Here is a 16,374-nt window from a genome sequence, read left to right on the forward strand (position 1 = left end):
ATGATTAAAGTACTTGTAATTAATCATCCAACAGGGGGTGAAACCAAGAATGGTTCAAACGGCACCTATCGGATTATCCATAAAAGATCTTTATTTATTCAACGAAGGAAGTTCATACCACAGCTACCGTTTTATGGGTGCGCACCGTGTTCAATTGGATGGTAAAAAAGGTGTTCGATTTACAGTTTGGGCACCAAACGCAGCTGAGGTTCGGGTTATTGGCAAATTCAATAAATGGATTGGCAATCGGCATGCAATGGCAAGGATTGGAACGACTGGCGTTTACAGCTTGTTTGTCCCTGGCATTGGTGAAGGCGAATTATACAAGTATGAGATTGTAACCATAGAAGGCAAAATCATTAGAAAAGCTGATCCGTACGCTTTCTTTGCAGAGCGTCGGCCAGGAACGGCATCTATTGTCTCAGATTTAGAAGGCTACAAATGGGATGATGCAAAGTGGCAGGAGAGGAAGCGCGAGCTTCCTCCATACACGAACCCGCTGCTCATTTATGAGGTGCATGCAGGTTCGTGGAAAATTAAAGGCAAAGAGGATTATTACACGTACGAGGAATTAGCAGATGACTTGATCCCGTATACAGCTGAAATGGGTTATACGCATATCGAGCTTATGCCGCTGTCTGAGCATCCTCTAGATCAATCTTGGGGCTATCAGATTACTGGCTTTTATGCAGCGACGAGTCGTTACGGATCTCCGAAGCAGCTGATGCGATTTGTAGATAAATGCCACCAACATGGACTCGGTGTTATTTTGGATTGGGTTCCCGGACATTTCTGCAAAGATGATCATGGGCTGCGACTTTTTGACGGTACACCCATTTTTGAAGGGGCAGATGCCAATCGAGCGGAGAAGCCGCTCTGGGGGACGCTTGCCTTCGATTTCGAGAAAAAAGAAGTTGTCAGCTTTCTTATTTCAAACGCCATTTACTGGATGGACTTATTTCACATTGATGGGTTGCGTGTTGACGCTGTCGCCAGCATGATCAATTTACACATGGACAAACCGCCGGAAATGCATACATACAACTACCTAGGCGGCCCAGACAACCTAGATGCTCTCCGCTTCCTTAAGAAGCTTAATGAAACCGTGTTTCATTATTACCCCGATACTTTGATGCTTGCAGAAGATTCTTCCGCATGGCCCGCTGTTACATCACCAACCTACAAAGGCGGCCTCGGATTTAATTTTAAATGGAATATGGGCTGGATGAACGATATGCTGCGTTATATGGCACTGGATCCGGCTGAACGTTCGCATCATCACCATCTCATTACATTTTCACTCCTTTATGCTTTTTCGGAAAACTATGTATTGCCTCTATCGCACGATGAAGTTGTCCACGGCAAACGTTCTTTGCTAAACAAAATGCCTGGAAGCTACGAAGAGAAATTTGCACAATTACGTTTGTTCTACGGCTATTGGATTACGCATCCTGGTAAGAAGCTGTTGTTTATGGGCAGTGAATGGGGGCAGTTCGATGAATGGAAGGACGCCGACATGCTGGATTGGATGCTGCTCGAATATGATAAGCATCGCAGCATGCACCATTATGTGAAAGCACTTAATCATATCTATACTGATCAGCCTTCATTATGGGAGAGAGACAGCCAGGCGGATTGCTTCGAATGGATTGATGTTCATAATGCAGCACAATCCGTCATATCCTTTATCCGCCGCGGAAATACTGATTTCTCCGTTGTTATTGCTAATTTTTCTAGGAACGATTACAAACAGTTCCGTATTGGTGTTCCAGAGCCAGGTTTCTACAGCTCTTTAATAAATAGCAATGAGAAGCCATTTGGCGGAACGGTAACACAGGCACCACAAGGATACACCAGTGAAAACGTCGCTTGGCACGGTCACAATCAAAGCATTACGCTTCACTTACCCCCCCTGACATTCCAGATCTTCAGCTTAGATCCGGGGAACACAATTTGAGAGGGAGTTGGTGTCCATGGGCCGAAAAGAAATGATCGCTATGCTGCTTGCAGGAGGCGAAGGGAAAAGGCTGGGCGTGCTAACAAAGGATTTAGCTAAGCCTGCAGTCTATTTTGGCGGTAAATACAGAATAATTGATTTTACGTTAAGCAATTGCGCACACTCGGGAATTGACACTGTGGGCGTACTAACGCAATATCAACCGCTGGAGCTCAATCGTTATCTTGGCATTGGCAGTCCATGGGGACTTGACCGCCGCGATGGCGGCATGACCATTTTGCCGCCATTTATGAAACAAAAGGGCGGCGTATGGTATAAAGGCACGGCAAATGCAATTTATCAAAATATGTCCTTTATTGAACCTTACAATCCTGAGTATGTTCTTATCATTTCAGGAGACCACATTTACAAAATGGATTATGATTTAATGCTCCAGCATCATAAGCGTTCAGGAGCAGACGTGACGATTGCCGGGATTGAGGTAGATTGGAAAGAAGCAAGCCGTTTTGGTGTTATGCATATCGATGATGAGGATCGAATTACGGCTTTTGAGGAAAAACCGAAAAACCCGACTAGCAACATCGCTTCCATGGGCGTATACATTTTCACATGGTCCGAGCTCCAAAAGTATTTGATTTATGATGAAGCAAGCCGCAGCTCCAGTCACGATTTTGGCAAGGATCTTATCCCAGCCATGATGAGAGACGGGAAACGGCTGCATTCATATCCGTTCAAGGGCTATTGGAAAGATGTTGGTACAATCGAGAGTTTATGGGAAGCGAATATGGATTTACTTGCTGATGAACCTCCGCTTGAGCTTGCCGATGCCGATTGGCGCATTTATTCGGTAAGTCCAAATCAACCAGCACAACATATTGGCGCAAGTGCACAGGTTTCTTCTTCTTTAATAACAGAAGGGTGCATGATTGAAGGGGTTGTTGATCGCTCGGTATTGTTCTATGGCGTCAAAGCAGCCAAAAACACAGTCATTACGGAATCAGTCGTCATGCCTAATGTAAGAATAGGCGAAGGCGCACGCATTTATAGAGCGATTATTGGCGAAGGAGCCGTCATTCAAGCGGGTGTAACGATTGGAAGCCCAGATGATGATGCCATTACCGTTATAGCAGTGGATCAATATGTGACGAACGAACATTTGCTGCAGGAGGTGGAGCACTCATGAAGCATAAAGTCATGGGCGTCATCAATTTAATTCATGAAACTGACGAGCTGGAACATTTAACACAAAGCCGCTGCCTTGCTACTGTCCCCTTTGGCGCGAGATATCGTTTGATTGATTTTGTACTGTCGAGCATGGTTAACTCGGGAATCTCCAAGGTTGCCGTTTTTGCGCATACGAAATACCGCTCACTTATGGATCATTTGGGTTCAGGAAAACATTGGGATTTGCAGCATCGTCAAAGCGGATTATTTGTGCTACCGCCAGCAACAGACGACATTCAAGAAATTAGCCGCGGAGATTTGTATCATTTCTATCAACAGCGTGATTATTTTAATCGGTCATCACTCGACTATGTTGTCATTACACGCAGCCACATGGTTTGCAATATCGATTTCGAGAAGGTTATCGATTTTCATTTGGAGCGGGAAGCTGACATCACCGTTGTGTGCAAGCAGCAGGCTGATATATTAATGGGCAAAGCTCGTAAAGTGAAGTTGAATGACGAAGGCAGAATCACTGCCATTCAAGATCACTATGGCCGGATGTCTAGTGACATCAATTCTATGGAAATGTACGTTATGCGCAAAGAGCTGCTGATGGAATTAGTAGAGACCTCGCTTGCTCAAGGCCAGGATCATCTGGTTCGCCACGCGATATTCTCTAGATTGAATCAGCTTAATGTATATGGGTATATGTATGAGGGATATTTGGGTGTAGTTAATACGCTTAGCAGCTATTATCGCAATAATATGAATTTATTAGATCCGGATGTTTGGAAGGAACTATTTTATCAGCCGGGTTCTATATTTACGAAGGTTAAGGATGAGCCGCCTGCCCGGTATTTGGGTAATTCCAAAGTTACGAATTCGTTAATTGCAAACGGCTGCCGTATTGAAGGTACCGTAGTGAACAGCATTATTTTCCGCGGCGTACATGTACAGAAGGGCGCTATCGTAAGCAATAGTATCGTTATGCAAAATGGCGTTATCGGAGAAAATAGCTTTTTACAGCACAGTATTTTGGACAAAGACGTCCGCGTTGAAGCGGATCGTGATATTAGGGGAGCGGCAAGCTCGCCATTCTTAGCAGGAAAACGGAAAATTATTTAATATAAGCAATCGTTACGCTCATCCTATTCAAACTTTTATTTGCCGCGAAAAAATGCAATTTACCACGATCGGAAAATAAAATCAGATTCCAGTTGGGTTCATGCATTGCTGATGCGGCGTCCATGAGAAAGGAGAATCCTATGAACATTTTGTTCGCAACCTCAGAAGCTGTACCGCTTGCGAAGACTGGCGGTCTCGCCGACGTTGCAGGGGCGCTCCCCAAGGCGCTGAATAAGCGGGGCGTTGATACCAGAGTCGTATTGCCGAAGTATGCACAAATTCCTGCTGCACTTACCTTGCAGTTTGAGCTTGTCACTCATTTTAACGTGTCGTTTGGCTGGCGCAATCAATATTGCGGTTTGCTTAGAGCGGAGTTTGAAGGCATTACTTATTATTTAATCGATAACGAGTTTTATTTTAAAAGAGATGGGCTTTATGGTTACGGGGATGATGCGGAAAGGTTTGTATTCTTCTGCTTTGCTGTGATGGAAGCGGTACGGTATATGGAATTCCATCCGGATATCGTTCATTGCCACGATTGGCAAACGGGACTCATTCCGTTTCTCCTAAAGACAAGATATTATTATGATCCGGCTTGGGCGTATACCAAATCCGTATTTACGATTCACAACTTAAAATATCAAGGTTTATTTGGAATTGATCTCCTGAAGGATTTGCTTGGAGCCGGTGATGATATGTTTCTGGAGGACAGCTTGGAATTTCATGGAGCAGGCAGCTGTATGAAAGGCGGCCTCGTGTATGCCGACAAGCTGACGACTGTGAGCGGTACGTATGCTCAAGAAATTCAAACCAATTATTTCGGCGAGAGGCTAGATTCTTTGCTCAGGTATCGTTCAGGCGATTTAATTGGGATAGTGAATGGCATTGATGATGAGCTGTTTGATCCGATGAATGACGAAGCTATTGCCATTCCTTTCCGAAATGCCTTGAATCGCAAAAGAAAAAACAAAGTGGAGCTCCAGCGTGAGCTAGGGCTACCGCAGTCCGAAGATATACCGCTTATCGGAATCGTTTCAAGATTGGTGGAGCAAAAGGGCTTTGATTTAATTACGGCAACATTTGAAGAACTGCTCCAAGAAGACGTGCAATTTGTAATATTGGGTGCGGGTGATTGGCAATATGAGCAATTTTTCAATGATGCCGCTTCTCGTCATCCGGGTAAGGTTGCTGTATGGATCGGTTATGATGATAGACTAGCACGCCGAATTTATGCAGGCTCGGACATGTTCGCCATGCCTTCGCAATTCGAGCCATGCGGCTTGAGTCAACTTCTTGCGCTGCGCTATCGTTCCGTCCCGATTGTCCGTGAGACAGGAGGACTAAAGGACACGGTACAAGCCTATAACGAATATACTGGCGAAGGTAACGGCTTCAGCTTTACGAATTACAATGCGCACGACTATATGAATACCGTGCGCAGAGCGCTGGCTCTTTATCGTAATCAGGAAGTCTGGAAGCAAATCGTGAGTAATGGCAGCAACGAGGATTACAGCTGGAATCGGTCTGCCAAAGCCTATATATCCGTTTACTCACAACTTTTAGCGCATCGAAAGGAGAACGAAGAATCATGGCCCGTCATCTTGTAATCGGCAACGGAAAGATGCTCCTTAATTTGGATCAACATTGTTTTATTCGGGATATTTATTATCCATTCGTTGGGCAGTTAAATCACGTAGGCGGACAATATTGCCGCTTAGGCGTATGGGTAGAAGGTGCCTTTAGCTGGCTGGATGAGCCGGGATGGAAGTTTGATCTAGATTATATTGAGGATTCTTTGGTTACGAATATTACGGCTAAGCACGATGGTTTAGGCATCGAGCTTTATATGAACGACGGGATTCATCAGCGGGAATGCATTTATATCAAACGGGTAGTCATTCGTAATAAAACGAATGATACAAAAGAAGTACGTTTGTTTTTCCATCAGGACTTGATGATAGACGGAACAGAGGTTGGAGATACCGCTGTTTATTATCCTGAAAATCACACGCTGTATCACTACAAACGCAATAATTACTTTATGTTCAACGGTTTCTCAGATGAAGGCGGCATGACGCAGTATTCTACAGGAATCAAGAGGTTCCAGTCCGCTGAAGGAACATGGCGCGACGCGGAGGACGGCGTGCTTATGGGCAATTCGATTGCCCAGGGTTCCGTTGACAGCACGATCAGCTTCCGAACCGTCGTTGCTCCAAACAGCGAAAAAACCATTTATTATTGGATGTCAATCGGCCAAAATCTTGAGGAAGTCAAAGAGCTGAACCAATATGTTCAGGAGAATCATCCGGAGAAGCTGCTTAGCCGGATGGTTATTTACTGGAAGCACTGGCTTCGCCGAGCAGAATCAGACCTTGGCGATCTGCCGCATGATGTGGTGAAGATGTTCAAACAAAGCTTGCTTCTCGTAAGAACACAGGTGGATGAAAGAGGCGCTATATTAGCTGCCAATGATACGGATATCCTGCAATACAATCGGGACCACTACAGCTATATGTGGCCGCGTGACGGCGCTCTTATTGCAGATGCAATGTCTATGGCAGGGTATCAGAGTGTAATAGCTCCTTTTTTCCATTTTTGCGCACAGGCTTTGTCGCCTGAAGGGTATTTGTATCACAAATATAATCCAGATGGAACAGTCGGCTCAAGCTGGCATCCGTATATCGTGCAGGGCAGCAGAAGATTGCCTATTCAAGAGGATGAAACCGCACTCGTGTTATTCGCATTGTGGAAGGACTACTCGCGGAATCAAGTGATTGAGCTGCCGCAGTCCTTATATAGCAACCTGATTCGCAAGGCTGCTACTTTTTTGACCTCGTACATGGAGCCTTCCTTGTCACTGCCGAAACCGAGCTATGACTTGTGGGAGGAGCGCTACGGCATCTGGACATACACCGCCGCATCTGTATATGGCGGTTTAATGGCTGCATCGTTTTTCACGGATCTATTTGGCGATTATGAGCGCAGCGATCTTTACAAAAGCACAGCAGAAACAATTAAACATGGCATTGTAACTAATTTGTGGGATGAAGAAACCGGCCGATTCGCCAGAGGACTTATTCAGAAGGATAATCGCTGGGTGAAGGATATGACGCTCGAGAGCAGCTTGTTTGGCGTTCTGGAATTTGGCGTGCTTCCCGTTGATGATTATCGCGTCGTGCAGACGATGCATGCCATCAAGGAAGGGCTGCAGGTCAAAACCCATATCGGAGGCATCGCCCGTTATACGAACGATTATTATTTCCAGCAAACAGGTGAAATTGACAAGGTTCCAGGAAACCCTTGGATTATTTGTACGCTATGGGTAGCTAACTTTGAGATTGATTCCGCCAAAACGCTTCAAGAGCTGGAAAGCCCGCGCAGTACGCTGCAATGGGTATCTGATCATGCACTGCAAAGCGGATTGCTGCCGGAGCAGCTTAATCCTTACGACGGAACGCCGCTATCCGTAGCGCCGCTAACTTGGTCGCATGCAACCGTCGTACACAGCGTGAGCAAATATGCTGAGAAATATAAACGTCTTCGTATGGAAGCGGAGGCTAACGGTTTACTTTAAAGTTTTCATAACTTGAAGCGAAATGAAATGAAGAACCTGAGTGCTGTAATCTCGCATTCAGGTTCTTTTTTGTTCTATTTTTCACGAAAGAGAATCGCTGAATAAAAAAAGAATTACTTCTCAATCTATTGATCACATGCTGTTCATTCGTATAGAAACGGGTTGAATAATTACGGTAATAACGATATTGTAGCAATTACAGGGTAAACGATTTTAAAGCCAGATGCTGATTTGGCAATTGTATGCGGAGGTACAAGGATGAGTACAAAATATGTTATCGGTGTTGATATAGGAACGACAAGCACGAAGGCAGTACTCTTTACGGCTAATGGTGTCATAGTCGCAAGCCATGGTATTGAATATCCGCTGCATTCTCCTTCGCCAGCTATTGCGGAGCAGAACCCAGATGAAATTTTTAATGCTGTCTTAGGCACTATTGGTCAAGCTGTTGCAAAAAGCAACGTGCAGCAAGAAGATATTTTATGTGTTTCATTCAGTTCGGCTATGCATAGCGTGATCGCTGTGGATCAAGAAGGGACGCCAATATCAAGATGCATAACATGGGCAGACAATCGGAGTATCGAATGGACGAATAAAATTAAAAATGAATGGAATGGCCATGAAATCTATTTGCGTACTGGCACTCCCATTCACCCGATGTCTCCGTTATCCAAGCTTACCTGGCTGCGTCATGATCATAAGGAGTTATTCGATCGTACATACAAATTTATTTCGATAAAAGAGTACGTGTTCTTCAAGCTGTTCGGACGTTACGTCATCGATTATTCGATTGCATCAGCAACAGGCTTGTTCCATTTGAACAATTTGCAATGGGATGAGGAAGCTCTTCGTGTTGCTGGCGTTACGGCAGATCGGCTATCGGAGCTTGTGCCGACGACGTATAAGCTGGAGGGATTGGAAGAGCAGTTTGCGAAGCAGATGAATTTGCAGTCAAACACACCATTTATTGTAGGCGCTAGTGATGGCGTACTCTCCAATTTGGGTGTCAATGCGATTAAGCCTGGCGTAGTTGCCGTTACAATCGGTACGAGCGGTGCTATTCGAGCAATAACGGACAAGCCTGTAACTGATCCGAAGGGCCGAATTTTTTGCTATGCTTTAACTGAGAAGCACTGGGTTATCGGGGGACCAGTGAATAACGGAGGAATGATTTTTCGCTGGGTTCGCGATCAGATCGGTACGGAAGAAGTTATTACGGCTAAAGAAAGAGGTATCGATCCCTATGAGCTGCTGACGGAGCTCGCTGCGAAGGCGAAACCGGGTTCTGAGGGTCTTATTTTCCATCCTTATTTGTCAGGTGAACGTGCTCCGCTTTGGGATGCGAATGCGCGTGGTTCTTATTTTGGGCTGGGACTGCATCATAAGAAAGAGCATTTAGTTCGCGCAGCGTTAGAAGGAGTCATTTATAATTTATACAGCGTACTCATGGCACTTGAAGAATTAACGGGTAAACCTACTCAAATTCAAGCAACAGGCGGTTTTGCGAGGTCAGAGCTTTGGCGCCAGATGATGGCTGACATATTTGATCAAGAATTGCATGTGCCTGAGAGTATTGAAAGCTCTTGTCTTGGCGCGGTTATTTTGGGGTTATACAGCTTGGGCGAGGTGGATTCGCTGGACGTCGTTGCGGATATGGTAGGAGGCTCGCATTTTCATTTGCCCAATAAACAAAATGCTGAAATTTATGCCGAGCTCATGCGGATCTACATCCGAGTTTCTCGTTTATTAACCGAGGAATACGCAAATATTGCAGCGTTTCAACAAAAATATGTTTAATTCATATCGCAAAAACAGCCGAGCAGCTATGCCGGCTGTTTTTAAGTCGTATAGTATTACGTGCCGTATTTCTTCAAAATCGACGACAGCGTAAGCAGCGGCCATATATAGTTGTTGCTCGGATAATGAACATAAACGCTGCCTGGAAGAGCTGCTCCTGTTGGATAGGTGTAGGTCCAATCTCGTCGCTCAAGTGATTGAAGCAATGCTTCTACGCCTCTTTCCATTGCGGCATTAGGTTTAGCATAAACTGCGATTAATGCGTCGAGCGCCCAAGCGGTTTGAGAGGGGGTGCTGGCATGGAGCGGGACATAATGCTTTACTTTGTCGCTCAAGCAGGACTCACCCCAGCCGCCGTCTTCATTTTGAATCGATAGCAGCCACTTGATTCCCTTCTGAATGGCGGGATGGTCGTCTGGCACCCCAACTGCTGTCATTCCTTTTATTGCAGCACCTGTCCCATGCGTATAGGCAATACCCCAGCGACCGTACCAGCTACCATCCCTCATTTGCTGGGAGAGCACCCATTGCACACTATCATCAAGCCAGCGATGGCCGATTGTCATGTCCAGCTCATCCCCAAGAAAACCAAGTACACGGCCGGTTAAGTCGACAGTAGAAGGATCGGTAGAAATGTCAGAGGAGCCTTCAAAAGTAAAGAAGCTGGCTGGCAGCTGGTTGCCTTCGCGTTCGAATGCAGGCCAGCCGCCATCTTCGTTTCGCATCGCTAGCACCCAGTTTAAACCTCGTTGCCAGTTGGCGTGTAAGCCATTTGCTTCGGTAGTGTAAGGCCGAATTGCGCGCAGAACAGCAGCGCTGTCATCGACGTCTGGATACAGCGTATTTACGTTGGAGAATCCCCAACCTCCTGCAGGAGTGTTCGGCAAACGTCTAGTCCAATCTCCTAAACGAACCTGCTGCCTTGCTAACAAATAAACCCCAGCTTTCTCGAGGGCAGGCATGCTTGGTGATGCTCCTGCTTCACGAAGAGCGTAAGTCAGCATGGAGGTGTCCCAAACTTCAGCAGATGCGACTTGAAGATGAGGCCTGTCAACGCACATGACTGAAAGTATACCTGCCAATAATCGATTTACGGCGGGTGAATCCGTGGAATAGCCCAGCGAAAGCAGAGATAAAATCATCAATATTGTTGCGGTCGAGAAGGTAAGAAGTGTTCCATTTGGCTCAAGTCTCTCGAACATAAAGGCTTCAGCCTTCTCATACGACGTTGAGGAGCTGGGTGGAAGCAGACTGGATAAAGGCAAGCTGGATATAAATTCATTCAACGCAGATATCCAGGTGGTATCATTCGAAAATTTGCGCGAGTCGTTAACAAATAGTTGATAAAGCTCGGGCATTGTGCTCGTTTTGCGGACAAATTGTTTGTTTGCCATAATGATAGTCGGTACAAGGTGGACACGCGCATGACCAGAGAGGGAGAATAGATCAAGGCCGATTCCGAGATCGGAGAAAAAAGCTTCGAGTGGAATGCGCAGCATACGCGGCCATTCCGCTTGACCTGTTGCGGCAAAGATAACCTGCGTTAGCAAGGATCTAACCTCGGATAAACCGCCGCGCTTTAGAATAAATTGCTTAGCTCTTACCATACGCGGATCAGCTTCATAGTAGTAACCTGCATAAAGCAGTGCAAAATAAGCCTCAGACGTTGCGTCCAAATTGCCCTCGGACTCGTCAGGATAAACCTTCCAAGCGCCATTTTCCTCTTGTTTTGAGGCAATCCGAGCTGCAAGCATGTGAATCAAACGCTCATCTGCTCTGCCTAGCAGGCGCAGCAAAATGATTAAATAACTATCCGTCATCGTCCCAGAATCGAAGCACATCCGCCATGCGCCGTCCTGCGACTGCTGGTGAATAAGCTCTTCCGTCATTGCATCTATCCTTGCGCGGATTCGTTTCATATCCATGTGGCGCAATCATCCTTTGCAACTGTCGTTGCTTAATATATATGCGCAAATCAGCAAGCACAGTCGAGGATCGCCTAATAGGAATAGAGGGCTTGTTCACACTGTTTATTCATTAAGGGTTAGAAGCCGTTGCAGCAGCATAGATACAGCCATTGTAGCTGCTCCTTCTTTATGTCGGATAATAGAAAAATCACGTTCGAAGCGCTGTTTGCTCAACCGAAGCTGAATCAGTTCTCCCGATTCTAATTCCTTCTTTACGACCCAGCGTGAGAGCATCGCAATTCCTAAACCGGATACCACAGATTGTTTGACACTTTGGCTGCTATTAAAAATGTAAGAGCGTTTTTGGGTTATTTGCGCATCACGTATGAACTGGTCGCTAAAAGCGCGAGTGCCAGATCCGACTTCTCTCAGTACCCATACTTGGTTTTGCAGCATTTCGGCATCAATGAAGCGCTCCGCTGCGAGCGGATGTGTAGAAGGAGCGATCAGAATCATTTCATCTTTCATGTAAGGCGTAACGACTAAATCTGCCGCGCTTGCATCGCCTTCAATGAGACCAATATCCAGTTCGTTGGATCTCACTGCTTGAACAATTTCCTCCGTATTCCCGATTGTTGTTTGGATAGTAACGAGCGGATATTGAACAGCAAATTCAGCAAGCCGGCTTGGGAGAACATATTCACCAATCGTAAAGCTGGCTCCAATCTGCAAGCTGCCCGTCACCTTATCCTGTAAAAGCTGTATGTCCTGCTTCGCTTCCTCATATAAAGATAAAATTTGCTTCGCCCGTTGGTACATAATGTCACCAGCTTCGGTAAGCCGAACCTGCTTAGGAGAGCGATGCAGCAGCTTCGCTCCAAGTTCATTTTCTAAATTTCGAATATGCAGGCTTACCCCTGGCTGAGAAATATTCAATAGATCTGCAGCTCTTGAAAAATGGCTTTGCTCCGTTACGGTAACGAATACTCGAAGTGCCTCAATGATCATCATTATCCCTCATTATTGATTGCGATTTTCTTGAATATAACGTAACTATAAGGAAAAAAAGAAAGAATGGCAATTCAATCATTAGGATTCCTGATGATAAGGATAGGGAATAGGTATTTCACTTTGTCTGCTCCGAGCCTTATAGTGAATGCAACGGGAACACTTGCTAAACACAAGATGCAGAGGTGAAATCGATGATTATAAAAAATGTTTTTATTCGTCATTCGAATAATGGTTTTGGTTTTATACAAGGATTAGCGTATACGATGGGTATTGCGATAGCAGCGAAAGGAATCGCGATGCTTCCTTTTTTTAACGTTATGGGTCAGCTGGTTGTCGCTATTTTATTAGGGATAGCCTGTCGCGCTTGGATAGGCTTGCCGGCGCAAGCGACGAGCGGCATAACGTTTTCAAGCAAAAAACTGCTGCGATTCGGAATTATTCTGCTGGGTCTTCGCCTGAATTTAAATGATATTTTACATGCAGGGCCAAAAGTATTTGTGCTTGCCGTTATTAACATTGTATTTACGATATTTGTTGTGTATGGAATAAGCAAATGGATGAAAATAGATAAAAATTTAGGCCTGCTCACAGCCTGCGGTACAGCTATTTGCGGTGCAGCAGCTGTTGTAGCGATAGCTCCACAATTGAAGGCAAGTCCAAATGAAACAGCAGTGAGTGCGACAACGGTTGCGATTTTAGGAACACTATTTACGCTAGCCTATACCGTATTGTACCCCGTGCTTGATTTAAGCAACGCAGGTTATGGTATCTTCTCGGGTGCAACATTGCATGAAATTGCGCATGTTATTGCTGCTGCGGCTCCTGGAGGACAAGAAGCGATTGATTTGGCTGTTATTGTAAAGATGACTCGCGTAGCGCTGCTTGTCCCAGTCGCGATTATTATTGGAATTTGGAATGGCCGCAAAGCTAATAAAGCACAAAAAATGAGCTTAAAGCAATTGCCGATTCCATGGTTTATCGTTGGATTTCTTGCTATGAGCGGAGTTAATACGTTAGGCATAATTCCTACCGCAGCTACTGCGAATCTGATTGTAGCCGCTTATTTTCTCATTGCAATGGCAATGGCTGGACTTGGTCTCGGCGTCGATTTTGTCGTATTTAAGAGGCTTGGAAAAAAACCAGTTATTGCGGGATTCATTGGCTCTGTGCTGCTAGCTGGGCTCGGACTGCTGCTCGTGCATATTTTTCATTTGGCATAAAAAAAGACAAGAAAAGGTCCGCAGGCATACAGCGCCTTAGCGGACTTTATTGCTCATCCTTGAGAGAGCGCGGTATTTTGACGGGGGTACTGCCGAATATGCTTGATTCGTGATTCTCCGTTCAGAGTCACTCCGTTGCCGATCTGAATGCTCGCTGCTGAGCCGGATGCAATGACTTGTATGTATCCGACTGTAATATTCGGCGCACAATTGGTTCGAAACAGCTCAATACCGCCAGCATTATCAAATTCCGGATCACTGATAACGGGCAGCGGGCGGGAAAAAAGCTCATAGGATTCAAAAAAAACTTCGCCTGAAGTCAGATGATCTTCTTTCCGCTGCACCGCTAGCGCTCGAAGCTTGGCGCTCGTCACAGCACGATCACCAAGCTGTACAATACCTGCCTGACCAACGGTTATTATACGCAAGAACCCAACAGTTGCGGTTCGAACGTGAAAGGTATTGATAGATTGATCATTGATACGATTCATGATGCCACCTAGCTTCCCCCGAAAGTACCGCTAGACTCTTCTTCCGGAAGCGGAAACGGAGCAATCGGTCCAACGATGACAGATTCAGGCGGTGTATCGAACATCGAATATAAATTTACGTTATCGGTGTCCCCAACTTGCAGCATCGATGCACTGGATACGCCGAGCACTTCAATTTGACCAACACTAAGCAGATGATTAACGACTTTAAAATACAGCATTATGACATTCCTCCGGTAGATGGGGAGTTGTTTTGAAGCTCTCGCATATAGGCGAGCAATGCAGCGTCGGCATCCCTTTTTGTTTTGGACAGAACGGTAGCTGTGACCGCATTGTTATCAATCGCGGCTGGTTGAGCATCGCTGCCTCGATCTGTTTTTTGCATATAGTACTGAATGCGAGCAGGAACTTGTTTGCGGACATCATTTATAATAATTTGCCGATGATAAGGATCTAGTGGAATTTGAAGCTCGTTTTCGTAGGAGAGCAGCTTTTGCTGAGCTTCCATATCCAAATAACGAGTCATCCCAGCATAAATATCATTGTATAGCCCATTTTGCGGCGGTGTAGGTGAAGCTGCAGTTGGGAAAGTGGGCGTATTTGATACGGTCATCTGTTCAATGCTTCCAGGGATAGAATCATCTCCGATGCCTGGCGCGGTCATCCCGATATTCAGTGTGCCGTCAAGCTTCTCAACTTTCAATTGATCAAAATGATATTGAATGCCGTCTATATGGTAAGTAGGGCGCGCTTCGAGCTGCTTTACTTGTTCACATAAAGCGTTGACCTTTGCTTCTAGTGCATCAAGCCGCTCACAATGCTCGTTAAGCTTATTTTGTACTTCAAGTGACCATATTTGCCACGGGGAAAGTGGATTGTTTTGCTGCATGAGACTTGCACCTCCTACTCGTAATGAGTTCTATTTTCCGCTTAAGTAGGGTTAGGCAGTGGGACGAAAGAAAGCGGATTATCTGAGGATAACTCTGGAGCAGGCTCAGTGAACCCGCCCGAATTATAGAGCTGTGACAATGAACGTATGGACCCGGCACTGCCGACCTGCAGGACGGAGCTGTTTGATACGCTGTCGACACGAAGCTGATGGATCGTAATTTGCTGATGAATGGTCAGGCTCATATTGCACTCACATCATTATTCGAGCTATCTTGCACATCCGGATCAAGAGTGTTTGTTGCGCTGACAGCGTTATTTGAGTTCGTTAAGCTTCCGGTTAGGAATGATCCTGATCCCGCATACGTCTTGGAAGTGCTATTTGGCGACACTTCCAGGGCGTCTCCAAATTGAATAATGGAGCCGGAGCCAACGCTAACAATTTTGACAAAACCTACGACAGCTGGCATGAGCATCCTCCCTTTGTATAGATGATTTTTGATATATGGAATGTTTATGGTATAGCTTATGCGGCATTCGCCCAGAGGTTACTATCCAGAAAGTATCCTGAAACCCTCAAGGCGCATATGCTGGTAGAAGTGCTGGAAGGCGGGTGTTTGCTGTGGCATCTAAATGGGATGATATGGAACGGTGGATGGAGAAGCAGCAGATGCCAAAAGGCTTTGAGCTGCTGCGCGAACCGGCTTGGGTAGAGCAATATGTGCGTAAAATGATGACCAAAGCACTGCCCGAAGCGGCTGGTGTTATGATTGGAGGAGGCTCAGCAGCCTTTTCCGAGACGCGTCATTTTTTGAATGTGAAGATTACATTGCCGGAAGGCTTTGATAAAGAGCAGCTTCGGTTGTTCGTAAGGGAAGACCGGCTGCGCCTGGATGGACTGCCGAGCGGTAAGCCGGAGACGATCAAGCTGCCTAAGTTTGTGAAGCCTAAGGTGTGCAAAACATTAGTGAAAGACAATTTTATGCACGTGAAGCTTCAGAAGCGGCCAACCAATCGTACCTATCATGAAGCGATAATTCGTTGGTAGTTAACGTATGGAGGAACAGGAAGGGCACAAATCTAGATGAGATGTGCTCTTTTTGTCACGAAATCGACAGGTATTACAGCTGGCTAAAGGCTTCGCTATCCCTTATAATGTCTAATGAACATGTACATATTAGTAAAAAGGGAGTGTGTTCAGTGTCCTTAGTCGATGTAAGCAGTGTTTCTGCTTCGT

The 16,374-nt window shown here is 45.6% G+C and carries 15 protein-coding genes; 8 read left to right on the forward strand and 7 right to left on the reverse strand.

The window, feature by feature from the left end:
- Window positions 1-49: 49 nt before the first annotated feature.
- The 6 genes from glgB to gntK all read left to right on the forward strand — a co-directional run bounded on the left by glgB (window position 50) and on the right by gntK (window position 9,620).
- Window positions 50-1,957 (forward strand): 1,4-alpha-glucan branching protein GlgB, encoded by a 1,908-nt coding sequence (gene glgB, locus BK120_RS07840; RefSeq protein WP_076266916.1) that lies wholly within the window; start codon window positions 50-52, stop codon window positions 1,955-1,957.
- 16 nt (window positions 1,958-1,973) lie between these two features.
- Window positions 1,974-3,140, forward strand: coding sequence for a glucose-1-phosphate adenylyltransferase (locus BK120_RS07845; RefSeq protein ID WP_076266917.1), 1,167 nt, complete (start codon window positions 1,974-1,976; stop codon window positions 3,138-3,140).
- Window positions 3,137-4,249 (forward strand): glucose-1-phosphate adenylyltransferase subunit GlgD, encoded by a 1,113-nt coding sequence (gene glgD, locus BK120_RS07850; RefSeq protein WP_076266918.1) that lies wholly within the window; start codon window positions 3,137-3,139, stop codon window positions 4,247-4,249. The genes BK120_RS07845 and glgD overlap by 4 nt, the downstream gene beginning before the upstream one ends.
- 140 nt (window positions 4,250-4,389) lie before the next feature.
- The gene (glgA, locus tag BK120_RS07855; protein WP_076266919.1) at window positions 4,390-5,856 is read left to right on the forward strand and encodes a glycogen synthase GlgA; all 1,467 of its coding nucleotides are present in this window, start codon (window positions 4,390-4,392) and stop codon (window positions 5,854-5,856) included.
- Window positions 5,838-7,823, forward strand: coding sequence for a glycoside hydrolase family 15 protein (locus BK120_RS07860; RefSeq protein WP_076266920.1), 1,986 nt, complete (start codon window positions 5,838-5,840; stop codon window positions 7,821-7,823). Before glgA ends, BK120_RS07860 begins: the two co-directional genes overlap by 19 nt.
- A 258-nt stretch (window positions 7,824-8,081) precedes the next feature.
- Complete coding sequence (gntK, locus tag BK120_RS07865; RefSeq protein ID WP_076266921.1) at window positions 8,082-9,620, forward strand: gluconokinase; 1,539 nt, start codon at window positions 8,082-8,084, stop codon at window positions 9,618-9,620.
- 56 nt (window positions 9,621-9,676) lie between these two features.
- Here gntK and BK120_RS07870 read toward each other — a convergent pair whose 3' ends face one another.
- Window positions 9,677-11,545 (reverse strand): prenyltransferase/squalene oxidase repeat-containing protein, encoded by a 1,869-nt coding sequence (locus tag BK120_RS07870; RefSeq protein WP_256710822.1) that lies wholly within the window; start codon window positions 11,543-11,545, stop codon window positions 9,677-9,679.
- A gap of 105 nt (window positions 11,546-11,650) precedes the next feature.
- Window positions 11,651-12,535, reverse strand: a complete 885-nt coding sequence (locus tag BK120_RS07875; protein WP_076266922.1) for a LysR family transcriptional regulator — start codon at window positions 12,533-12,535, stop codon at window positions 11,651-11,653.
- Between the two features lie 200 nt (window positions 12,536-12,735).
- Here BK120_RS07875 and BK120_RS07880 point away from each other — a divergent pair, with 200 nt between their 5' ends.
- The gene (locus BK120_RS07880) at window positions 12,736-13,758 is read left to right on the forward strand and encodes a YeiH family protein (protein WP_372238965.1); all 1,023 of its coding nucleotides are present in this window, start codon (window positions 12,736-12,738) and stop codon (window positions 13,756-13,758) included.
- A 53-nt stretch (window positions 13,759-13,811) separates the two neighbouring features.
- Here BK120_RS07880 and BK120_RS07885 read toward each other — a convergent pair whose 3' ends face one another.
- Genes BK120_RS07885 through BK120_RS07905 form a run of 5 tightly spaced genes read right to left on the reverse strand, consistent with a single transcriptional unit; the run spans window position 13,812 to window position 15,607 of the window.
- The gene (locus BK120_RS07885) at window positions 13,812-14,249 is read right to left on the reverse strand and encodes a spore germination protein GerPE (RefSeq protein ID WP_076266924.1); all 438 of its coding nucleotides are present in this window, start codon (window positions 14,247-14,249) and stop codon (window positions 13,812-13,814) included.
- Window positions 14,250-14,257: 8 nt separating this feature from the next.
- The gene (locus tag BK120_RS07890; protein ID WP_144376705.1) at window positions 14,258-14,470 is read right to left on the reverse strand and encodes a spore gernimation protein GerPD; all 213 of its coding nucleotides are present in this window, start codon (window positions 14,468-14,470) and stop codon (window positions 14,258-14,260) included.
- A complete protein-coding gene (gerPC, locus tag BK120_RS07895) occupies window positions 14,470-15,138 on the reverse strand; it encodes a spore germination protein GerPC (protein WP_076266926.1) in 669 nt (222 codons plus the stop codon). The genes BK120_RS07890 and gerPC overlap by 1 nt, the downstream gene beginning before the upstream one ends.
- 41 nt (window positions 15,139-15,179) lie before the next feature.
- On the reverse strand, window positions 15,180-15,383 hold the full coding sequence (locus BK120_RS07900; protein WP_076266927.1) for a spore germination protein GerPB: 204 nt from the start codon (window positions 15,381-15,383) through the stop codon (window positions 15,180-15,182).
- Window positions 15,380-15,607, reverse strand: coding sequence for a spore germination protein (locus BK120_RS07905; protein ID WP_054024261.1), 228 nt, complete (start codon window positions 15,605-15,607; stop codon window positions 15,380-15,382). The genes BK120_RS07900 and BK120_RS07905 overlap by 4 nt, the downstream gene beginning before the upstream one ends.
- Window positions 15,608-15,759: 152 nt before the next feature.
- Between BK120_RS07905 and BK120_RS07910 the strand changes: the two genes are divergently transcribed.
- Window positions 15,760-16,185, forward strand: coding sequence for an Hsp20/alpha crystallin family protein (locus BK120_RS07910; protein ID WP_076266928.1), 426 nt, complete (start codon window positions 15,760-15,762; stop codon window positions 16,183-16,185).
- Window positions 16,186-16,374: the final 189 nt, after the last annotated feature.

Origin of the sequence: Paenibacillus sp. FSL A5-0031 (assembly GCF_001956295.1) — a bacterium.
GTDB lineage: Bacteria > Bacillota > Bacilli > Paenibacillales > Paenibacillaceae > Pristimantibacillus.